Source organism: Vogesella sp. LIG4 (assembly GCF_900090205.1).
In the GTDB taxonomy this organism is placed as follows: domain Bacteria; phylum Pseudomonadota; class Gammaproteobacteria; order Burkholderiales; family Chromobacteriaceae; genus Vogesella.
Map to the genome: position 1 here is coordinate 611674 of NZ_LT607802.1, position 21844 is coordinate 633517.

The following is a 21844-nucleotide window of genomic DNA, read 5'->3' on the forward strand; positions in this document are numbered from 1 at the left end:
TTACCGCCCGGTGCATCACCGGGCCAACAATGCAAAAAGCCAATCCGAAGATTGGCTTTTTGCTTGAAACTTGGTTGCGGGGGCAGGATTCGAACCTACGACCTTCGGGTTATGAGTCCGAACAAGTGCAAAATCCCTTTGCGTTGACCAACGGGAAGACACACCCTGAAACCATTGAAAAATAAGGATATCAAGTTTTTTCACTGGTAGAAAGACACCGCTCAGGATTGACCAAACCGGCATAAAGCTGGTTACATAGCGGTTACATGAACTATGTAACCTGCAGATTGCGAACCCCTCATGGCCAAGGTCAACTTCACCGCTTCACGCATCAATGAGTTCAAGTGTCCCGATGACAAGCAGCAAGTGTTCATGTGGGATGCCCGTTCTCCAGGACTGGGATTACGAGCCACGGCCAACGGTGCCAAGTCGTACATCTTCCAGGGGAAGATCCATGGCCGAAGCGTGCGTGTAACCATCGGGGATACCCGCAGTTGGGGTATTGACCAAGCCCAGGAAGAAGCTCGCCGCTTGCAACGCATGATTGATGATGGCACCGACCCGCGTCAGCATCGGGTTGAACAGGCTGCGGCAGAGGAGATGCGCCGGCTCGAACTACGCCGCCAGGACATCACCGTGGGTGAAGTGTGGGAAACCTATCTGATCACGCGAAGAAGCAAGTGGTCTGAACGACATTACCTTGATCACCTGCAACTTGCCGAACCCGGAGGCCGGGAAGCACAAAAGGGGAAACGTGCCATCACTGCCGGTCCCCTTGCACCACTGATGACCTGGAAGCTGCCGGAACTGACGGTAGGTAAGGTCAGCACCTGGTTGGACACTGAAATCCAGAATCGGCCAGCCCGCGCCCGACTAGCCTTCTCTGCCCTGCGCGCCTTCATTAACTGGTGCGAAACACAGCAGGAATTTGCCGGCATGGCCTCGGCAGACATTTGCGACAGCCGAGCCTTACGTGAGCTGATCCCTCAAGCCCAAACGAAGGAAGACTGCCTGCAGCGGGAACAGCTCCCGGCTTGGTTTGCTGCGGTGCGCAGTCTACCCAATCTGACACTGTCGGTTTACCTTCAGGCTCTACTGATCACCGGTGCGCGACGTGAAGAAATGGCGGGATTGCGCTGGGAAGATGTGGACTTCAAATGGCGCAGCCTATCGATTGCCGACAAGGTAGAAGAATTTGGTCGTACGATTCCCCTCCCCCCCTATCTCGCAAGCCAGCTCCTCCGCTTGAAGGAACTCAACGAAACACCGCCCTCTCGTCGAATACAGGAAAAACTGCGAGCACAGGGCAAATCCTGGGAACCCTCTCCCTGGGTATTCGCCAGCAAGACCTCGGCAGATGGCAAGATCGCTGAACCTCGGCTGGCACACAATCAAGCCATCGCAACAGCAGGTATCCCCCACCTGACACTACATGGATTGCGCCGCTCATTTGGCACCTTGGCAGAATGGATTGAATGCCCGGCAGGGGTGGTGGCACAGATCATGGGCCACAAGCCAAGCGCGATAGCAGAGAAGCACTACCGCCGTCGGCCGATCGACTTGCTGCGCATGTGGCATGACCAGATTGAGGCATGGATGCTAGAGCAGGCTCATATAACGCCCGAGCAGCCGACGAAATAATGACTCGGTTCTCGGTCTACCAGGCCCCATATGTCCATGTGTTAACATGACAGACACTTGTCAGCTCAGGTCATTCGGTTCCTGCTGAAGCGGCCCCAAAGCACGTAGCCGCGCCTCCGCATCGGCCATTCGCCACCGCACCTCCCAAGGCATGGTCGGCAGGTGCCTTTGTTGTTAATCAACGCGATTGCCAAGCCTTACAACGGAACCCTCACTGTGCCGCCTATTCCCATTCCGCATCCGTCTATCCTTGACGGATGCACACACCTTGGCGCCTTTAATGGCGAACGCCGCTGGCGATCTACTGATGGCGACCGCCTCTATACGTGGGACTCGCTCCACGGAGAGGTCGAGGTCTACAATAAACGTGGGCGCCACTTGGGTGCCGCTGATCCCGTAACAGGCGAACTGATCAAAGAAGCCGTTCGTGGAAGGAAGATTGATGTCTAATTTTATTGAGCTCTGTCTGCAAGGCGACCGCTTGCCTGAAGAGATTGATGACTATGTAGACGCTTGGCACGATGGAGAATCCACCGCCCCGCTGCATGTATTTCTCGGCATGACACGGTCCGAATATAATTTATGGATGATGGAACCCTCCACCCTGCCTTTCATCCTGGATGCACATCGTACAGGTCAAAACGCAGTGGAGCTCATCGAACAATTCAATGCTCTGCCGATGGCTGCACGTGCCGAGTCCTCGAAGAAAGCACTTGCCCTCGCACACTGGCTGAAGGAAGAAGGTCTGTGGCAGTAGTTTCAACCGCCCCCAGCAAATTTGCGCAGCGACTCATCGAGCGCGACTCTCTCAGCCCACCCATTGATGTCCGTTCACTACTCGAACGTTATGCAGAAGTGATAGATGCCTCTATCCCGATCTCGGGCATTGACGGGGTCTGTCTTGATCTCAAGGTCCCAGGCAAACCAACACGCGTCATCATTAACTCAGAGAACCCCCCCCTCAGGAGACGCTTCACTGAAGCTCATGAGCTCGGTCACGTGATCATTCCATGGCACAGGGGAACGATTGTTGACCACCTTAACCCTGACCGTATTGAAGAGAAAGACGAATACTGGACCTTTGAGGAAGAGGCCAACCAGTTTGCTGCAGAACTCCTCATGCCATCAGCGTGGCTAGACCGCTTGCTTGCATCCACATCTGACCTTAGCGTTTGTCACGCACACATTTGTCATGAATGCCAAGTGTCCGCGCACGCTGCATATATCAGAATGAGCGCGCTTCTCCCACCACACATTGTCTTCATTGCCGAGAAAGGCGGTAAGGTTGAGTTTTCTGGACGTACCCTGGGTACGCTAGCTAGCACGCCACCTTGGGGAGATACGTTTGACGCTAATGCCTACCGCTATGCGACGCATCACTATGTAACATCCCAAGGAGCCAGACGGTTGCATTGGTGGCAACTTCCAGACAGGGTAGAAGCCACTGCTATAAGCCCTCGCCCGTGGCGAGACATTTTGGATACCATCGTCGCAGATATCGGCATACCTGACGATGATCGCAAGACATTCAAAATGTCAGTGAATGGCATTCTATCCGCTGCCAATGGCGCAATGAAGCGAAGAAGCATGCATACTAAGGATGCAGTGATAGCCGCCTGTCTGCAGCGTTTTAGTGACCGGAGTGATTTGACTGCGTTTGTGGATCACCCAGACTTTATGGACTTTGTGATAAAACGAGCCGAAGAGCTTACTGCAGACTCCGGTGCGACAGGCCACTCACTCCAGTGAGACTTGGCCATTTCTGACCTTATATTCTGAAAGTAACCGGCCTCTGTAGCAGGGGGCTACCTACAACGTTAGGCATCATTGCCGGAGTTATTCATTCATGTCACCACCACTGCCGGATCAGACGACACAAACTATAGCTGTTCTTGCTACTTGTTTCGCTCAAGCCTTGGGGGAAAGAAATCCTGAATTCATCCCTATATTTGAACAAAAGCTACAAGAGATGTATTCAACCATGAGGGACAACAGCTACTTCCCAGCTGAAACTCTGCAGGCCGTTCGATTGGTCAGCGATCTACTGAAAGCTTAACGTTGGTTTTTCCAAATCAAAGTGAATAATGAGATCAGGCAGCTTACTTCTTAAACAAAAAGCCCTGCATTTTTGCAGGGCTTTTATGTTGTTCTGAAATTTTTTAGGCCACCGCCAGCTGTTCCAGTACACCACCGTTTTCTAGGTAGGATTGCACCCATAGCGGTTTGCGGCCACGACCAGTCCAGGTCTGCGATGGATCTACCGGGTTCTGGTATTTGGCGGCCACCGGCTTACGGGCAGCGCCGGCCTTCTTCTGCAGATCATCAGCACTCAGGCCATACTGCGACATCAATGCCTGTACTTTTTGCAATACTTCGGCTTTTTCAGCAGACTGTCTACGTGCGGTTTCAGCGTCCAATTGATCACGCAGTGCGTACAGCTCCTGCAGAGACAGTGATTGCAGATCCATATAACCCCCTTCATTGATTGATATTATTCACATCAGCGCTAAACATCTTCTCAGCTTAGTCAGCAATGTCATAGTTGCCAGTATATTGAGGAGAATACGACGTGATTCGTTCCCATCACTCCAGGTACCCTGCGGTTTCACCAAAAAAAAGAACACCCAGCCGGGTGTCCTGCATGCCTTACCACCACCCGAACAGGGTCGTGGCAAGGCTGCTCAATCTGCTGGACACATACTCCCAGCTATCTTTGACGATGGTTTTCACGGCCGAGGTGATGGTTTCCCACAAGCCTTGCGATGCCGCCTGCCTGGCCTGGCTGGAAACCGTTTCCGCTTTGGCTTCACGGGTGAAACTCCATTTTTTTTCGTTCGGCAGAATGGTCACGACTTTTTCCACCAGATCGACCAGGCCATAACCTTCCTCTGCGGCAATAGCACATACCTGGCTGGCCGGTAACTTGAACAGGCGTTGTACCTGTTCTACCTTGGCCTGGATGTTGACGCTCTGGTACGGACCAGGCCGGTTGTTTCGCCAATCCCATTCCCGGCATGGTTCCACCTTGTCTACCTGGCTGACCACGAAGAGCACTGGCAGCGTGCTATCCCAGATCAGTGGTAGCACCACCTGCTGGTAGAAGTGCTCATCGATGCTGAGCGCCCGGTCGTCCCCCTTGATCACCCACAGTACCAGGTCGAGCTCGGGTAACAATTGCCGGTAGAGCTGGGCATATTCCATGTCGCGCTGCTCACTTTCGCCAACACCGGGCATATCGATCAGCGACAGCCCTTTACCCTGCTGGATGGACCAGTCGATTTCCTGCGGTGACCGGGTACAGGCCTCTACCGCGCTGGTAGCGGCGACCTCCTTCCCGAACAGGGCGTTGCACAGGCTGCTCTTGCCGGCGCCTGTTTTGCCCATGACACCGATGGTTGCGTGATAGTTGACGACACTGTGAATGCGCGCCTTGAGCTGCTCCAGCTCGGCCAAGGTGAGACGGACACCACTGTGCCGTAACAAGCTGAGTAGCTCTTCCGGCAAGCGGCGAGCTTGCACCTGATCGGTGCGTGTGGAGCGGGAATGATCGGGTTCCATGAATATGCTTTCTCGTCGCATACGACGTAAAAAAGCCACCTGGCGTATCAGGTGGCGGGTAACACAAGTGGTGAGCGAGTGACGGCAAGACGGCGGTGTGGCTCAGTCGGAGGGGCTTAGTTGGCAATCCAGCCGTTATCCGACTTCACCAGTTGCAGACCATCGTGGGTGTAGTCAATCTGGATGGTGTCGCCAAAGCTCTCCAGATCTGCATTGCTATAATCCTTGGCAACATTTCGCGGCAGCCCCGGACAGGCGGCCCGTAGATCGTCAGCCAGCAGCGCGCGCGTTTCCGCAGTCTGGTGGGACAGTACGCCGTTGAAGTTGCGTACGAAGTTCTTGGCTTCCGAATAGGCCGTCATCGCTTTGGCATAAGGACCGCTGGTTTCATCTTCCTCCGGTTGGCGTTGCAACTCTCCGGAAGCCACCTTGGCATCGATCTCGGCGATACGTGCCTCCATCAGCGGCAGCTGTTGTTTCTGCTTTTCAATGAAGGCATTGAGTTGCTGGAGGCGCTGGGCACTGGATTCCAACGGTGTGATGTTGAGCGAGTACTTCACTTGCAGCGTGTAATAGCTGTCCCCGTTGGCGATGCCGTTGATTTTCTCGACATTGCTGACGTCGACCTGCGGACACTCTCCCAGCGCTACCTTGAGCGCCTGCTGGGCATCACTGGCCGAAGGGCCACTGGAACAGGCTGACAACAGCAAAGCACTGCCACACAGCACTAAGCAGCGGGCGGGAAAACGGGACTTGGTCATACCTTGACTCCTGATGGAAGGTGGACGGCACCTGCCGTAGCGACACGGCAGGCACTAAACAAATGCAAAACAACTCTAAAGGTTGAATATCAACCCCATAAGCACTTCATGTCAATTAGTTGCCACTCCACCATTTGAGTTGAAAGGTGGATGACAAGATGCAGCTCGATGAACAAACTCTGGCCAAGGTGATCGGCAAGGCCATTGCCCGTCACCGGCAGGCCAATCAGCTAACCCAGGAGCAGGTTGCCGAGAGACTGAAGATCGGCAATGAGGCGGTCTCCCGCATGGAGCGCGGCACGGTAATGCCGACGGTGGCACGACTGGTGGCGTTAGCCGACATCTTCAATTGCGAGGTGACGGAACTGTTAGCGGAAACCAGCCCGCGCAGCAGCGATCAGGCGCAATACCTGAATCGCTTGCTGTCGCCACTGGCCGAACAAGACCGGGGGTTGGTACTGGAGCTGGTGGCAAAGCTGGCCGCACGGCTGGCCAAGCCCTAATCGGAGGCACCAAAGAAACGCCCTCACTGCAGGGAGACAGTGAGGGCCAAATGATCACAATCACACGAGGAATACACAGGAGGGAAAGCATGGCTTTCACTTTCACTGTAGATAAAATTTCCGAAGCGATAGTGTTACCTGTCCATTTGGCCAGTCACCCTTCTCCCTATGCCTGACCAGCCTTGCCCAGCTGCCGCGTCAGCCGGGTGGTTCGGGTGGGTGTAGACGGTTTCGTGCTTTCACCCTCCCCCTCCGTTTCCGGATAGAACTCTTCCAGCAACTGCGGCACCTCCTCCACCGTATCCTCGAACTGACCATTGCCGAGCAGTGCTTTAGCGGCGGCTTCCAGTTGCGCGGTATCGATGCCGGCCTCCAGTGCCTGTTCGGCTTCGGCCCTGGCCTGGGCCACCACCTTGCTCAGGTCGTCACCGTCGCGCAGCGTCAGATCAACGAAGTACACCGGCGTGCGGTAGGACTGGGTGGTGGTCTTGGCCCGCAGTCGCAGCAACAGCGGCAGGTAGTGGGTCAGGCCGCCGCTGACGGCCTCGAAGTATTTGAGCCGTGCGGCCAGCGTGCGCACCGAGTTGTAGCCGGTGGTGCGGAAGATGAACGTCCCCAGCGCATCCTGCTGCCCGTCCACCTGCACGTTGAGCCGGCCATACAGTTTGCAACCGCTGCTCTGGCCAAACGGGCAACGGTCGGGACCGGGGCAGCTGACGTCTTCCAGGCTTTCCTTAGTGGCCCTGCGGGCGGTTTCGCCATTGCCGACACACAGCGGTCGTCCCGTCTGACGGTCGAAGGCGCTATATTCGGCGCGCAGATTGAGCTCACTACTGTTGAACAGCAGCCGTACCGGAATCGTCCGGATCTTGCCATTGCTGGCTTGCTCCGCCAGCGGCTGGTGCAGTGGGTGCAGCAACCAGCCTTCGCGGTTCTGTACCTGGGTGGTGAGGGTAAAGCTGTCATCCTTCTCTGGCAGCCATTTGTTGTCCTTCTGGATCAGCTTGCCAATGCTGATACGCCCGATCACGGGCGGGGTGATGGCGAGTCCCTTGATCATGCGGAATTCCTTTCAGTGTGAATGACGAAGCGGCGACTGCTGCTGACGGGTTTGCGATATTGCTGCAGCAAGCCGGGATAGTCGGCCGTCAGCCGTTCCAGATCCGGCTGCTCGCGGTCCTTGGGTTTCTTCCAACTGATACGGCCGTCGGCGAATACCGCGCCGGTGGCATCCCCGAGGACCGTCTGCAGCTGTTGCCGGGTGCAGGCTTCCTGCTGCTCCAGCGCTTCGCGTTGTTGCCGTAGCGCCAACAAGGTGTGGAACAGGCCATTGGCTTCGGTGGAATCGGACAGGTCGAGGGTGGTGCCGTTCTCACGCGGGAACAGCCAGTTCAGTGCCTGGCCGGCATCTTCGGAACCATCCGGTGGTGGCGGTTGGTCGAAACGTACCAGTGCCCAGAAGTCCCGTTCGCGGGCGATCAGGTCGGCGATCTTGTCGTCGTCGCGTTCCACTCGGTAGATGCGGAAGTCCTGCCCGCCGATCAGTACCGCTACGTCAGCCCAGGCCAGGCCGGTGACCGCAAGTTGATGTAACACCTGGCACTGGTAGGCGATGGGAATACCGTCTTCCCACTGCGCCGCACTGTGGTAGCTCGCGGTCTTGATCTCCAGGATGCCCTGCCCCCGTTCCGGACAACGCACCTCGCGATCGAGGTTGGCCAGCATATGCCGGTGTTCGGCATGCTGAAGTACTGCGTTGACCCGGCGCACTCGCCGGCCGGTCTGTTCGGCATAGACATTGGCCAACACCGGTTCCAGCACCGTGCCCCACAGCACCGCCTGCTTGCCGGACAGGTCTTCCGGTTCGCGGCGACCAGTCTTCTCCAGCCACAATGTCAGCGCGCTCTTGTACGGTGACAGCCCTACGGCAGAGGCGGCATCAGACGAACCAATGCCCAGCCCGCGAATTGCCAGCCATTGCTGACGGGACAGCTCTAAAGTGGATGCCAGGCGCAGGGCCTGGCCGTAACGTTCTCGCATCTCACACCTCCAGAACGGCATAAGGCCCGGCGGGTTACCCCGACCGGGCCTTGCATAGTGGGAAAGTAAAATCAGATAGCGGAAGCTGACAGCGCTTCACGCCAGCAAGAGCATGGCCTGCTGCAGCGCCTTGTCTTTCAGCTGCGCCCCCTGGCCGAACCAGGCGGAATCCAGCCGGTAGTCCTGGCTACGGGCGCGACGGCGATGATCCACATACTCGGTGACGGCATTCACCAAGCCCCAGGCGGTGTTTCGGCTACTGGACAGCAGCGAACCCATACCACCGCCGGCATACAGTACCGACAGCTGCTGCATGGCACGGGAGGTGACCATGTCCTCGCCCTCCTCCTGCAGAGGTTCCTCCAATACCTCGGCAAAGTAACGGCGCACTTCTTCCGGTGATACTGGCCGGCGACTGAGGGCCTTGATGTTGCCAATGAAGCGATCCCATGCCGACAGCCCAAGACCCAGTGACTCTTTCACCGCCTGCGGGTCGAACACCGTTGAGTGCGGCACCTTCACCGCTCCCCGGCTTTCGCCGACCGCCATCTGCAGGGTGTTGTTGCACACCACGCGGATGGAGGTGAACTGGGCAGTGGTACACAGCGTGCCGTCGCAGCTGGTGGCCAGTAACAGATAGGCTTTGACCCGGTCGCCCCCCTTGAGCAGCGTTTCCTGCCCGGTACGCGCCAGTGCCCACAGCTTGCGTCCACCCTTCAACACCCCGGCGGTTTCCAGCTCGAAGCCACCGGCATGTACCAGGTCGTTATAGAAATGCAGCACCTCGTGCGGCTGCACCACCTTGTACCGTGGTGACACCACCGACAACGGCGCCAGCGTATCGGAGCGATACAGCACCTTGGCATCACGGTGCAGCCGGATGTGCATGCCATCCCTGGACACATTGAACAGCACATCGCCCTGCTCGATGGTCCAGTCCATCCCTGCCTCGTGCTGCCACACGTCCAGCGGTTGTTGTTCGGTCAGTTGATTGCCCAACCCATGCCAGGGTGTGCCTCCCACATAGGCCATGGTTTCTACCAGATGTGACATATCACCTTCTCCATGAAAAATGCCCCGGACAGTGTCGGGGCAGATCGAGATTGCCGAGCGTCATCACAGACTTCGACATAGTTCATGGGTGTGATATGTGACTGAATATTTCTAGGTTTCTATTGCCCTATTGCCTACGTATGAAAAATATCAACTTTGGTCTCTAGGCACTTACGTAGGCTGAGATCATTCGCCCCCACCTCAAACCAGCCACCTGGCTTTTGGTAAAAATCCAGACCTCGTCCGATTTTGATGACCCAACCATTGTCCAGGCGGATTTCCCGATCGTGCATGTTCGGGTTGAGTTTTACCTCAAGCTCCACGTCCATCTCGAGCAGACTTTGCTTTAATTCTTCCAGCTTTTCTGCAATATCGGCCAACTGCGTGTTGTCATCGTATCCGGTTATGAGGTTAATTTTCTTCACCGTTCCGGCCTTTAAGACACACTCACAAAAGCGAACGAAATTCTGGATCTGGTGCTGAAGGCGAATGTACGGGTCTTCTATGACAACCGTCTTTGCTCCTCGCAGGTAGGGACCAATGATCGACTCGTAACTGTAACCGACATCACCGTACATGATTGTGAAGTGCCGCTCTACCAACTCATCTTGCACAACAACAGGGGTGACGATAGGGGTCGTTGCTTCGATCCTGCTTGGAGCCTCAGGTACTCGTGGCTCTTGAATGCCCTCTGCCGCAACGTCACGTTCAGGTGCAAGCTTGTCGTTGAGCTGTCGCCTCAACGGTTGCTGTGTGGCGGGAGCATCCTTGGACTCAGGGCAATAGACAACAACCTCTTGCCCCTGCGCATTTAGGAATGACAGATCAATGCGCGCAAACTCATCATCGGGTTTGCGTTTATTCATCTGCTCCTTCACACGTCGACGGCACTCGACTGCGTAGGCAACATATTCTTCGAACTCTTCATCGGTCGGAGAACCTGTGGGGTGAAGAATCTTTAGGAAGGCACAGACGGTCTTCTTAATACCTTTTTCATCACGGCCCTCAACGCTCTTGCCAAGTCGGATGCGTTTGCTGACTTCTTCGTACCGATTGGTGTGCTTGAACTGGTAGTGGAATGCTTCCGCCAGGTAGTCAGTGATGAACCCGTAGCTACTGGTTAGAAATTCACTGCTGTTTTTTGGCATTTCCCAGCCAGGTATGTAGGCTGCGAATCGATCCATGATCGCTAGGTCAAATTCAGCGGGCAATGGCTGGAAAAGATCATGCTCAACCGAGTTGACTACTTGGCTGATGGATAGATCGAAGTTGCCAACAAAGCTCAGACTGGCATCAGCGATAACCTCTGCGCCACGTGAGAAGCGACCATTTGCCATGAAATCCTTCATGATCTGAATGGTGTCCGGATCTTTAACTTTGATGCCACCTATCTCATCGAAAGCCACGGTATCCCAAAATCCAACCAGGCCAACCTTACGCCGTGCGTTGTTGTAGAACAGCGCCGATTTGGTCGCTTGCCCACCTGAAATCAACGTGGCGTAGGGCGAAAATTCACTGAAGAAATACGACTTCCCGGTGCCTCGTGGCCCAAGCTCAATGTAGTTGTAATTGGGTTCTACGAGGGCGGCCAGGCGCGCAATAAAGTGCATCTGTACCCGCTTCGACAGCTTTGTTGGCTCCAAGCCAACGGTGCGCAGAATGGCCGCGACCCACTCGTCGCGAGTGAATTGAGTGCGACCTTCGCAGTAGCGGTCAAAATCAAAGCGGCTGATCTGGATGGGGCGCAGGTCTTCAATGTAAAACGCGTAGTCGTCTTCTTCGATCGCGTTATGTGCCAACGTCACTTCAGCCCAGATTCCGCCCTCCAATAGGCGGTCATTGTCTCGGTAGAACTTCTCGCCAATAGCGATGCGCTGTGAATTGAAGTTCTCCAACGATGCCCAGTGGCGTTTTTCCTTCTCGACATACCTAACATGGACCTTGTCAATAAAGCGGTGCTTGCCTTTGGTTGCCACCTTTGACTGCGCGGCATTGGCCTCGTCAGGCTTTACATAGTTGTCTTGCAGGCTGGCGAGCACCGCCTCCATTCCTGAATCCATCTCGGCCTGATCATCACTCGCACAAAAGCGCGCAAGCAAAAACTCCAGCACGAAAGTCGGGACGTTGGTTCCCTTCTTAATCCGATGGAGTAAATCCTTGCGCAGCACCTTGCCATCAAAGGTGGCTGTCAGCTTTTGGTCGAGTTCATTCATAGTTTTTACACCGCATAATCGGTTACCAGGTCAAGTTGGCAGTACACCGTATAAGTCGTTGGATGCAAAGCCTTTATCTTGAATTTCCCCTCGAAATCCATTTGCATCTTGATCGTGACTTGAACCTTGTCACCTGGCTTCAAAGACAAAGTCCCCGTTGCCGGATTCACCACTCCTCCGGCCTTCGCTTCGCCCACAACTTCGCCCTTGCTGTCGTGTGCCTCCAGCAAAATCTCGAACTCGTTTTCAGTTGAGAACATGTCTGCCGTCTCAACCGCAAGGTCAATCACCGGCATACGTGTGGTGATGGCCTTGGCACCGTTCTTGTAGATCATCGCCACAGATGCTTTATGCAATGTCGGTTGATTGGAAGCTTTCAACTGCATCGTTATCACCGGCACTACGCATTCCTGCAAAGAAATGCCGCCGTGGTAATAGAGCAAGCCACTGCGATAGGCCGCCAGCGACTGGGGCGCAGCGAACTTGGCAAAGTCACCGCGAATGCCCATCTTCTCTGCTGAAACGACCAGGTGATTGCCGTCGCCAGCACCATCGCCCAGCGCGCATCGGTCATGAATGCCAATCCAGTTGCCAGCGGGTTTGCTGCAGACATCGCCCGCACCCGCGTGGGTGTTCATGAAAAAGCCGTGATCGGTCGCGATCACCACCTCGTGAAAGCCACGCTCTTTCAGCTTCTGGATTGCGACGCGAATGCGTTTGAGTGCATTGGTAATCTCTGCGGGGGCGGTGTCGGGATGGTTCTCAAAGTGGCTATCAATTTCCACCGCACGCAGCACCAACAAATCGGTTTCAGGCGAGAAATCGAAACGCCCGCGAACGAAGTCTTCCAGACGCCCCTCTTCAAAGCGTTGGCCGTACTTCTTCCGAAACACATCCATGCGCTGCGCAACCGTATCCACCACCTGCTCACCCAGCATTGGCACCAGGCTCTGTGCGTCATTCTTGATGCGAAGCTGCTGGCCAGCCCCGGGCAACAAGCTGGCCATGCCTACTGGAGTGATGCTTGGTAGCTGCGCCATGGCAGCTTGCACTTCAACCTGTCCGTCTTCCGTCAGCTGCCGTTCTAGCGCCACGCCCAATTCATAGCGAAGCGCATCGATCATGAAGTACGCAACCTTGTGGCCGTTCTTTTGCAGCTTGGGCGCGACGATGCGGTCGAACACATCAGCATTCGATAGCTGGCCAGCCAGCGGCCATCCGCTTTGTTCCACATGGCGAGTAAAGATCAACTGCACCTTCTCGACCAGCTTGCCGTACTGCTTACGCACCTGCTGCTTGACCGGCGTCATGACACCTTGCGCGTCTTGCCAGTCGTAATCGCTAACGGCCTGTTCGAACTCGCGATGCAAGCGATCAGCTTCACGCAGGCTGCTCACGTAAAAGGCCAGCAGCACATCAAGATTGCGTGCGTTGTCTGAGAGTTGCCGCTCCATGTCATCGCAGGTTTGCAGCAGTTCTGTGGCCGATCGAATCAAATCCCACTGGGCGCGGCTCTCGCCTTTGCCTGTCCACACCGATTGCTGATGACGCTCTGAGATGCTCCGCACACGGTCGATGTCATCACGCAAGATGCCTTCGATCGCCCGGCTCAAAAACGTGCGTTCCTCAAATGGGAAGGTGTCGCGATCACCCAAGTCAGACCACCCGCCAAAAAGGCTAGCCAGATTGAGATCCTTCTGAATCTCTTCGGCTCGGTCGATATAGATACTCTGCGTGCGGCGGTCATTCCGAAGGCGATCGCACAAGTCTTCAACCAAGGGCTTGGCCACTGCCTCAGCACGAGGCACATCGGCCAAACTGGTCGGCAATGCACCCGGCAGATCAAACACAAACTCGCTGAACAAGACAAAGCGCCACAGCTCATTGGCAACCGAGTCCCATGTTTTACCCCGGGTCTTCAATGACAAGCCCATGCTGTTGCGGAGCAAATCACGCGCCTCTGTCACCCAGCTATCGCTGTTTTTCAAAGCCGCTTGCTGCGCATCGCTTGGCACAAGCAGCGCAAACAGAATGTCCCGGGCAGACTCGACTGCCAGTAACGCACGCAAGTTGGGCCAGCCCAAGCCGCCGCCAATTGCATCCACCACTGCAAAACTAGGTGAAGCATCCTGCTCAAAGATGGCCCGTATGGCCGTTGTGTGATCTGGCTTCGCCTTTAGGCACAAGCTCTCAAAGCTGTCACCATCCCCTTCGGGGAAAATTGCCCCGGCGGCGGCAATAGACGCGAATGGATCAGATTGCCGTTCTTCATCGCTTTCTGGCGGATTGGTTGGTATATAGACCAACAAGCCATCAAGTTGCTGTTCGATCACGGCCTTAAGCCCCTGCATTGCAGCAACCCGACTCTCAATGCTGCTCTTCGATGCATCCACAACCAGCAGCTTTTCGTCAGCCAAGCTGTTGCAGACATCCTGGTAATGCCCGGCAGGGTCGTACACCACCAGACTGCCCATCTTTTGTAAACGGGGGCGGAGGATCTTGTTCTGGATAAATTCAGCAATGCTCACTCGTTTGCTCCTGCTTTCTTTTTCCCGCGCGTTTTCTTAGGTGCCGCCTCCGGCTCCACGTACAGATCTTCAACCCCATGCGCGATGGCCAGGGATTTATCGGTCTTGCATTTCTCCCGCACGCGCTCTGGCCAGTAGGTCATGGCCAGGTGCGCCCAGTCATAGTCGCCTTTTTCCAGTTTGGCCCAGGTATCTTTCAATACCTTTTGCCAGGGCTTGTGGCGGAATAGCGGCCACAGGGGTGCGGCGCTGATTTGCACCCCGTCGTCGTGGTTGGGCTGGTAGGTTGGTGCGATCTTGAGCAAGGTATCGCGCAGGTCAGTCAGCTCTTGTTCGAAGGTTTGCAACGTTTCGTACTGTTTTTCCTCATCTCGAGAGCGACCGCTGCCTTTAGCACGCAACTCCGCGCACTCACGGCTGACTTGCGTCAGTTTCCCGTTGGGGCCGTCGAGGAAATCATTGACTGCTGTAAACAGCGTCTGATTATTCAATGATGGGTAATAGACCCAGAGTGTGTAGCTACCGGAGCCAGTGGATAGCGGCCAGTAGATAGGCGCTTTGCGGCGGCTCTTTGAATAGCCCTGCAGATGGAAGGCAAAAAAATCCTTCTGCAACCAACGACGTACATCGCCCGACAAAGTCACACCAACTCGATCCAATACCGACTCAAGCAGACGCGGCAAATCATGCGAATGGCCAAGATCGTCTACTAGTATGCCGGTATTTTCGTGGAATGGTGAGGCACCATCAGGCAACATGCCTTGACTTTTAGCTGGCAAGGGATCAAACGGGGCAGGCTCAGATTGAAGCTCCCTCTCCCCAGTGCAAAAGCGCCAATCGAATCGCCCGAAAGACACCCCGACTGCCCACGACAAGCGAGAACTATCATCATCAAGGTCCGCAACGCTTTCTTCTGGGTCATCCTCATCCTCATCTGGGTCATCCGCACCGATTTCGCCAGTGACTCGAACCAATGCCTCATTGTGATCTCGCTGCAGTACTTTGAATTCAGATGGAGTCAAACCAAATAAACTAGCTATTCGCTGATCAAGCTCTGCGCCAATAAGCGTTTCCCGATTGATTGGCTGCAGTACTTCGGTTGTGCCACCGAGCGACGGCATGACAAACAAAATTTCCGTCTCATCACGCTTAAACCGCTCCGCCATTTTTTCTCGCACTGAAGCAATGACGCTATCGGCATTTACAATGTCACTAGCCCCAGGCTTGACATAGGGAATTGCGGAAACCATGGAATTTTGGAATTTTGGCTGCCAAAACGCCTCTCCTCGAAATCGAGCGACTGCCGTTGCAAAGTTGGATGACAAAAGCGCGGCCAACCAAGTTTCTTCTCCCTGCTTTGGATAGACCTGGCTTCTGCCTGCTGTCGGAATAACTCCTGACGGGACTAGGTACGGAACAAGTCGACTTGACCGCAACATGTAGCTAAAGGCAGGAAGAAAATAGAACGCTTCGGAACGAACATACTTAGACGGTGAGTCTCCCTTGCCCACGTGGAAAGCCTTTATTTCGCTTCCATCATTTAGCCAGTTCACACACATGTGAATTGACGAAAGCATTGGAGAAGCCGCTTCAGTCTTTGAATACCATGCCCACTTCGTAGGAATGCAAAGCGTCAAACACTGCTGACGTACCTCATCCAGTTCGCTCGACTTATCTGGAACGACGATATCCTTTGACTTTACTTCCCACCATAGTCGTAAAAAACGAAAATCGTCCCCTGTTTGTAGGCCAACTCTTATTGAGCTCGCCAGTGGATCGACTGTTGGATGAGCGGCAATTTTCCTGGCTATCGAATCATCAATCCAATAGACATATGGTGCATCATTGAATGCGAGGAACTGCGATGCTTGCCTTTTGAAATAATTGACTCCTGGAATTCCTTTTTTTACAAGTTCTATTGAATCAAGCAGGCCGTCGTTTTTATTGGTTCTATTGAGCTCTCTGAAAAAGATAGCGTCATTTGTGTGGCTCCCACCTCTCTCCCAGGTAACCGCAGCGGTTTCTACCATCGCGTCAAGCACTCCCTGTCCCAGATCGGCAAAGCTTTCGAGTGAAAGTTCGTTTGCGAGCACCGATGTGCGGAACTCTGAAAAGCTCTGTAGAAAGAAACATGTTCTGCTGACAATTGCTCCGATGCGCCCGCCAGGCCTAACAATTTCGGTAGCTCTCTCAATGAAATTTGCGAGAATGTTCCCCTTAGACCTAGGCAAACTTTCTTCAAGATATGACTTGGTTGATCTTGCAGGCTCCCCAAAAGGTGGATTCATGACTAGCACGTCAAATTTTTCACGTGATAAATCAATTAGGCGCAATCCATCCAATGCATCTTGCGCAAAGAGTCGCCCTTGGTAGGTTGCTTTAGTGGCGTGCGAAAAGTTAGAAAGTGCCTTACGCAGACGTATTTCGGCCCCTTGCCAGTTCTCTTGCTCCTGGTCGGCAAACAAGCCTGTGTCCTTACCTACATAAACTTGACGGATAAGGGACCGCAACTCCTTTTCCACCTGAAGTAACACCCCCAACTCGGGCAAGTGTTTCAGCATTTGCAGTGTTTTCTCGAACAACTCAGCATCGTGTTGATCAAGCTGGGCAGCAAACTGCAAGCGCAGTTCGCGCTCGGCGGGTGGGGCGACTGCGGCCACCACATGGCCTTGACCAATACGCGGACGCTCTTTGGCCTTTACGTTTGTGTCGTGCCAGGCACGCTGCGCACGCAACCACAGCGCCAGCGTGGCGATCTGTGCAGCGCGCGGGTCGATATCAACGCCATAGATGTTGTGTTCGATGACAAGTCGAGGTACATCGAGGAGGAATGCGTCGTAGTTAGAATAGGTCTGACTGAGCGGTTTAAAGCCCGACTGGGGATGCGTAGACCCATCCAAAGAACCTGGACCGTTCTGCTGCTCCCATGCCCAGGCTTCGCGGTAAATCTCCAGAAACAGATCGAAGGAGTACAGACCAAAGTGCATGGAACCACAGGCCGGGTCCAGCAGCTTCAGGGTGCGCGGGTCGCGCAGTTTGACGGCTGACTGTGGTTGCTCATCGGGCTTGACCAGCAAGTATTGGCAGCGGTCGCGTAGATCCGTTTGCCCGGCAGTGGCGTTAAACCAGAGACGCCCCAGTGTGTTATCGACCAAAAACTCCACCACGTAGCGTGGCGTGAAGAACTGGTTGCGCACGGCCAGCTCGCGACTATTGCGTGGAGCCTGGCTGGCATCACGCATGGCTTTGCGCTCTTCTTTGGAATTGAAATATTGGTAGATCCAACCGATGGTTTCGTCCGCAGCCCAAAGCGGTTCAATCTCAAAGTGGTTGAGCTCGTCCAGCAGCGCACGTAGGGCGGTCTCGCGTGGGAACAGCAAGCCATTGGCGGCATAGCGATCAAACAGAGCGGACAGCTCTTGTGCCAGCTCATCAAACACGCTGAACAGATACACCTGGTACGCCTGGCCGGTTTCACCCAGGGCAGTACCAGCGATCTTGCTGTACAGCTGGTAGCCACGCGATTGATAGCCTTTGCTGACCGACTCGATCAGTTGTCCACGTGCTTCCATCATCAACAGTGCAGCCAAACGATTGAGCACGGTAAAAGCTTGCTCGCGCACCATACGGTCGAGCACCGCGATGCGATGATCGGTGTCGTCGGCATCTGCGCCTAGATAGTGCGCCAGGGTTTGGCGCAGCACTTCAGCCGTGTGGCGTTGCCGATCATCCAGATGAGTGAGTCGGGCCATGGGCGTGACTTCACCGGTCTTGGGGTCTAGGCCATAGGTCTGCTGAAGCTGGATGCTGAATTCATCGGACAGCAGGCCGCGACAACTGTTAACCAGCTTTTGCAGGCGGCCCCGTGTGGATTGATCGAAAGCCATTTATTCGTCCTGCAGTTCGAGGTTGACGGCAAAAGCGTGGGCATATTTCAGTTCGCCACGCAGTTGTTGCAGTTGCGTGATCAGCGCATCCAAGTCGTCCATCGAGGTGATCTTGGTGCGCGCTTTGATGCTGCGCGCGACGGGCTGCTTGATCTCGGGTGTCTCACCGGGCGGCACTTCAGCCTGAGCGCGTTCCAGCTCTTCCTTGATGCGCTGCTGCCCCAAGCGCTCAATGCGGTGTTTGAGCGATTGCACCTGCGACTGCAGCTCGTAGTCTTTGTTGAGCATGGTGGTGAGGCCCGCCAGGTCGGGGGCCACCTCCACAATCAGGCGCTCAAGGTTGCCCAGTAGCTCGGTCTGCTCTTGCTGGGTGAGCTTGATCCATTCCGGCACGCGCTTGAGGTCAACCTCGGCCTCTTTGATGCGTGTTTTGAGCAGGTCTTGCATCGCAATCACCGTATCGCGAATGCGGGCGCGAATGGTGGTGAGGCTGGTGCTGAAGTCGGCCGCAAAGCGATAGAAGTCGGCCTGCTGCAGGCGTTCCTCGATAAGGCTAAGCGCCTCGGCCAACTCGTCTTTCAGCGTGGCCAGCAAGGCCACGTTCGGCAGGTTGGCAATGGCCGTGCAGTGCTGGCGCAGATCGCGCAGCGTTTGCTCCAGGCCTTGCTCCAACTTGAGTTTGATTTCGGCAGCCCATTTGAGACTTTCGAAGAGCTCGGATTGCTCGTTGCCCAAGCGGCGCGGCGCATCGGAAGCATCAGTGAGCAACACGTCGTTAATTTCGTGCGTGAGATTTTGCAGACGGTCTACACCTGGCAGGTTCAGGCCGCGCAGCTTTTCCGTGAGCGGGCCGTATTGGTGCTGCAGTTGTGGAAAGAGCTTGGTGGTGACCTTGCTAATGTCGTCTTCTAGCGGAACAACGGTATCGCCAGTGAGTTCGGTCAACCGAGTTGCAGCGCGTGCCAATACATCGTTGGACGGACGATCTCCACCACGCAACGAAATACCGATGCTCTTGAAGGTGTTGTTGGTCTTGATGGCGTCGATAGCTTGCTGGCCGTTGACGGTGACTTCGCGTCCCGCCACCTTGAGCTTGATCTCACCAGCCAGCAGCATGGCCGCCACCAGGTAGCGCAGAGTGTCTGCTGACCAACCAAAGGGCGCATCGGCAAAGACGTCGGTGAGGCGTTTGCCATCTACAGTGCCGTTGCGGTCAATGTAGTCACGGATGCTCACCATGGCCAGATGGTCGGTGCGAATGCTGTGCCGTCCACTTTGGGTTTGTACAAGGTTCAGCGGATCGAGCACGCTGGTGATGCCCGACAAATTGCCGACCCGAAGGAATTTCTCAGCAAGTTCGGTTCCGGCGCGCACTGGGGCTTCTGCGTAGCGATCGAAAACTTGTTCAGCGACTTCGCTCAGGTGCTTGCGTGCTGCATCCAGCAATTCGGTCGCCAGCGTATCGACCGCAACAACCTGGCCCCGGAAGATGAACGAGCCTTGCAACAGGCTGCGCTGAATCTGCGCCCGCAGTTTGGTGCAAAGGTGTTCAGCTCGGTCGGCCTGGCCGTTGCAGTATTCGCGGATTTCTTGGTCTGGATCGCTGCGGTAGCGGTTGGCGATTTCTCGGCAGCGGTAGATGTCGGCCGTCAGTTCATCCATTTCCGGCGTGGTGCGGCCCACCAGGTAGATGTTGAACTTGGACGAGTTGTGACGCGACTCGTCAGTGAGGCGAGTACGTGCGTTGTCGATTTCTTTGGGGTCGACCAGCTCCACAATGGTTTGGATCTGGTTGCGCTCACCCGCCAACGATGCGGGCACGTTGCCTGCCGATTGTGCCTTGAGTCCGGTAGATACGGCGTAGGAGCCGTGCAATTGTGTCGCAGGCAATGGCGCGTAGACACTGGTTAATACTTCGTTAACGATGCGACGCAGCTCAACGCCGCGCAGTGCGACTTGGCTGCGCTCCTGCTCAATGTCGTTGAGCTTTTCGCTGAAGAAGCAAAGGTTGCCGTCTTGTTCGCCAAAGGGAACGATGGGGTCGTTAATCAGGTCTTCGACCGCCTTGGACACGGCATCCGCTTGAGAAGCCCCGGCGATGCTGACATGCATCAGGCTGGTGACGTTTTGCCGCGTGATGGGCAGGTTTCCCAGAATTTGCAGAACAGCGACTGTCTTGGCAATGTTTTGATGCAGCTCGGAATGCGAGAAGCGGATCTTGGTGGCTTTCTCCACCGATACGTGCAACGAGGCGAAGGCGCGTTTAATGTCTTTGTCCAGTGCATCAAACAGCGTGACCGTGGTCGCCAGCCATCCAACGGCTTGCTCTGCCACAGCGGGCTTGCCTTCAGAGCCGTCAATCAGAATGTCTTGCACCACCTTGATCGCCGAGCGCAGGCCGATGCCACCCGTGGACTTCGCCAGTGCACCGAGCAAGTGCAGCAGGATGTCGAAGTGCGCAGGCAGGAACGGGTAGAGATCGACAAAGGTCTTGCGATCGAAATCGACGCCATAGACGCGCGCGTCGACAAGCTTGGTGTTCTGACGCAGCTGCTGGCCATACTGGTCAAACAACCCGCCCAATTCGGCTTCCGCTGCTGACGACTTGCCCAACAGCCGCGTGTAGCAAATTTCCTTGATGTCGTTGGATTCAAGAGCAATTTGAATCGGAAAGCGGTCATTGAGCTTGAAGAGCTCCGGCGAGTTGAGGGCGGCCTTCGCGTCATCAGCGGTAAGCGTTTGCTGCGCCGTACCAACGATCCAGACCTTGCCGTCACCGATGTTTTTCAGGTTCTTGGCCAGACCATCGAGGTTAAGAATCAGGTTGGGCCGTGGGCCAACGTACTGACCCACTTCATCGATGATGAAGATGATGTATTCCTTGCCCGATGCCTCGCGGGCAATCTCCAGCATTTCACGCACACGGTCGTTTTCGAAAACGACGATCTCACTGGATTCGGTGGTGAACGAGGTGGGCGTCTTGAAAAGCGTTGGGTACAGCTTATGTGCAATCTCAGGGATGAGGCTGTCTACCACCAACTCGTCATTGCGGTAGTTGTTCCAGTCTTCACCGCCCGCAGCTTCTTTGAATGCGTCCAGGAATTCGTTGTAGCGGCCTTCCTTCTTAAGCCTACGTTCCAGCGCAGCAACCTTTAGATTGCGCGAGTAGCCCGCCCATTGCAGAACCTTGTAGAACAGGACCGTCGACACCTCTTCCATAGTCGCACCGGCGACCTGTTCGCTGGCCAGGTCCAACATCAGCACTGCAGCTGGAAAGCGCTTGGCTACGTTCGACAGCAATGATTTGGTTTGCTGGCGCTTGAGACGATCTTGAAGGTGCTGGATGAATGGGACGCCGTCAATGGTGATGCGATCGTCAAATGCCAAGCCCAGATACTTGGTGAACGAGCTCTTACCGGAGCCATAGAAGCCTGACACCCAGACACCGACTTCATTTTCACCACCAATATCCATGGCGGCTTCCATCTTGAGCAGGAGATTCTCGAACTGCTGATCGATGCTGTCGGTGACCACATATTCGGAGATTTCCGATTTCAGGCGCGCTTCTTGTGACACGCCATAGGTGATGACCTTTTCAATGCTGCGATTGATATTCTTGCCGGGGTCGAAGAGTTTTTTGATCGTCATGTTTTGCCTCAA

Annotated in this window: 16 protein-coding genes; 6 read left to right on the plus strand and 10 right to left on the minus strand. The window is 55.2% G+C overall.

What is annotated here, in order from left to right:
* Positions 1-300: 300 nt before the first annotated feature.
* The 5 genes from PSELUDRAFT_RS02835 (at position 301) to PSELUDRAFT_RS19205 (ending at position 3697) form a co-directional block, all read left to right on the plus strand.
* On the plus strand, positions 301-1641 hold the full coding sequence (locus tag PSELUDRAFT_RS02835; protein WP_088965412.1) for an integrase family protein: 1341 nt from the start codon (positions 301-303) through the stop codon (positions 1639-1641).
* Between the two features lie 216 nt (positions 1642-1857).
* Complete coding sequence (locus PSELUDRAFT_RS20065; protein WP_088968368.1) at positions 1858-2091, plus strand: colicin E3/pyocin S6 family cytotoxin; 234 nt, start codon at positions 1858-1860, stop codon at positions 2089-2091.
* On the plus strand, positions 2084-2398 hold the full coding sequence (locus PSELUDRAFT_RS19200; protein WP_157725000.1) for a hypothetical protein: 315 nt from the start codon (positions 2084-2086) through the stop codon (positions 2396-2398). Before PSELUDRAFT_RS20065 ends, PSELUDRAFT_RS19200 begins: the two co-directional genes overlap by 8 nt.
* A complete protein-coding gene (locus tag PSELUDRAFT_RS02845; RefSeq protein WP_157725001.1) occupies positions 2389-3390 on the plus strand; it encodes an ImmA/IrrE family metallo-endopeptidase in 1002 nt (333 codons plus the stop codon). The genes PSELUDRAFT_RS19200 and PSELUDRAFT_RS02845 overlap by 10 nt, the downstream gene beginning before the upstream one ends.
* Positions 3391-3487: 97 nt before the next feature.
* Positions 3488-3697, plus strand: a complete 210-nt coding sequence (locus PSELUDRAFT_RS19205; protein ID WP_157725002.1) for a hypothetical protein — start codon at positions 3488-3490, stop codon at positions 3695-3697.
* 103 nt (positions 3698-3800) lie between these two features.
* Here PSELUDRAFT_RS19205 and PSELUDRAFT_RS02850 read toward each other — a convergent pair whose 3' ends face one another.
* From PSELUDRAFT_RS02850 to PSELUDRAFT_RS02860, 3 genes are all read right to left on the minus strand, one after another.
* Complete coding sequence (locus PSELUDRAFT_RS02850; protein WP_088965414.1) at positions 3801-4109, minus strand: H-NS family nucleoid-associated regulatory protein; 309 nt, start codon at positions 4107-4109, stop codon at positions 3801-3803.
* 178 nt (positions 4110-4287) lie between these two features.
* On the minus strand, positions 4288-5199 hold the full coding sequence (locus PSELUDRAFT_RS02855; protein WP_157725003.1) for a GTPase family protein: 912 nt from the start codon (positions 5197-5199) through the stop codon (positions 4288-4290).
* Between the two features lie 116 nt (positions 5200-5315).
* A complete protein-coding gene (locus PSELUDRAFT_RS02860; protein WP_157725004.1) occupies positions 5316-5960 on the minus strand; it encodes a hypothetical protein in 645 nt (214 codons plus the stop codon).
* A 158-nt stretch (positions 5961-6118) separates the two neighbouring features.
* Here PSELUDRAFT_RS02860 and PSELUDRAFT_RS02865 point away from each other — a divergent pair, with 158 nt between their 5' ends.
* Complete coding sequence (locus PSELUDRAFT_RS02865) at positions 6119-6463, plus strand: helix-turn-helix domain-containing protein (protein ID WP_088968369.1); 345 nt, start codon at positions 6119-6121, stop codon at positions 6461-6463.
* Positions 6464-6629: 166 nt separating this feature from the next.
* Here the strand turns inward: PSELUDRAFT_RS02865 and PSELUDRAFT_RS02870 are convergent, their stop codons facing one another.
* From PSELUDRAFT_RS02870 to brxC, 7 genes are all read right to left on the minus strand, one after another.
* A complete protein-coding gene (locus PSELUDRAFT_RS02870) occupies positions 6630-7523 on the minus strand; it encodes a hypothetical protein (RefSeq protein WP_088965417.1) in 894 nt (297 codons plus the stop codon).
* Entirely contained in the window at positions 7520-8503 is a 984-nt protein-coding gene (locus PSELUDRAFT_RS02875; protein WP_088965418.1) for a YqaJ viral recombinase family protein, read from the minus strand. Before PSELUDRAFT_RS02875 ends, PSELUDRAFT_RS02870 begins: the two co-directional genes overlap by 4 nt.
* A 96-nt stretch (positions 8504-8599) precedes the next feature.
* Complete coding sequence (locus PSELUDRAFT_RS02880; RefSeq protein WP_088965419.1) at positions 8600-9556, minus strand: DUF932 domain-containing protein; 957 nt, start codon at positions 9554-9556, stop codon at positions 8600-8602.
* A 134-nt stretch (positions 9557-9690) separates the two neighbouring features.
* Positions 9691-11769 (minus strand): BREX system Lon protease-like protein BrxL, encoded by a 2079-nt coding sequence (brxL, locus tag PSELUDRAFT_RS02885; protein WP_088965420.1) that lies wholly within the window; start codon positions 11767-11769, stop codon positions 9691-9693.
* 5 nt (positions 11770-11774) lie between these two features.
* Positions 11775-14297 (minus strand): PglZ domain-containing protein, encoded by a 2523-nt coding sequence (locus PSELUDRAFT_RS02890; RefSeq protein ID WP_088965421.1) that lies wholly within the window; start codon positions 14295-14297, stop codon positions 11775-11777.
* A complete protein-coding gene (gene pglX, locus PSELUDRAFT_RS19210; RefSeq protein WP_157725005.1) occupies positions 14294-18184 on the minus strand; it encodes a BREX-1 system adenine-specific DNA-methyltransferase PglX in 3891 nt (1296 codons plus the stop codon). The genes PSELUDRAFT_RS02890 and pglX overlap by 4 nt, the downstream gene beginning before the upstream one ends.
* A complete protein-coding gene (gene brxC, locus PSELUDRAFT_RS02905) occupies positions 18185-21832 on the minus strand; it encodes a BREX system P-loop protein BrxC (protein WP_088965422.1) in 3648 nt (1215 codons plus the stop codon).
* Positions 21833-21844: the final 12 nt, after the last annotated feature.

Coding starts and splice junctions, on each gene's coding strand:
- PSELUDRAFT_RS02855 (WP_157725003.1), bottom strand. CDS start 5,199: ATGGAACCCGATCATTCCCGCTCCACACGCACCGATCAGGTGCAAGCT.
- PSELUDRAFT_RS02850 (WP_088965414.1), bottom strand. CDS start 4,109: ATGGATCTGCAATCACTGTCTCTGCAGGAGCTGTACGCACTGCGTGAT.
- PSELUDRAFT_RS02835 (WP_088965412.1), top strand. CDS start 301: ATGGCCAAGGTCAACTTCACCGCTTCACGCATCAATGAGTTCAAGTGT.
- PSELUDRAFT_RS19200 (WP_157725000.1), top strand. CDS start 2,084: ATGTCTAATTTTATTGAGCTCTGTCTGCAAGGCGACCGCTTGCCTGAA.
- PSELUDRAFT_RS02865 (WP_088968369.1), top strand. CDS start 6,119: ATGCAGCTCGATGAACAAACTCTGGCCAAGGTGATCGGCAAGGCCATT.
- PSELUDRAFT_RS02875 (WP_088965418.1), bottom strand. CDS start 8,503: ATGCGAGAACGTTACGGCCAGGCCCTGCGCCTGGCATCCACTTTAGAG.
- pglX (WP_157725005.1), bottom strand. CDS start 18,184: ATGGCTTTCGATCAATCCACACGGGGCCGCCTGCAAAAGCTGGTTAAC.
- brxC (WP_088965422.1), bottom strand. CDS start 21,832: ATGACGATCAAAAAACTCTTCGACCCCGGCAAGAATATCAATCGCAGC.
- PSELUDRAFT_RS02860 (WP_157725004.1), bottom strand. CDS start 5,960: ATGACCAAGTCCCGTTTTCCCGCCCGCTGCTTAGTGCTGTGTGGCAGT.
- PSELUDRAFT_RS02880 (WP_088965419.1), bottom strand. CDS start 9,556: ATGTCACATCTGGTAGAAACCATGGCCTATGTGGGAGGCACACCCTGG.
- brxL (WP_088965420.1), bottom strand. CDS start 11,769: ATGAATGAACTCGACCAAAAGCTGACAGCCACCTTTGATGGCAAGGTG.
- PSELUDRAFT_RS19205 (WP_157725002.1), top strand. CDS start 3,488: ATGTCACCACCACTGCCGGATCAGACGACACAAACTATAGCTGTTCTT.
- PSELUDRAFT_RS02870 (WP_088965417.1), bottom strand. CDS start 7,523: ATGATCAAGGGACTCGCCATCACCCCGCCCGTGATCGGGCGTATCAGC.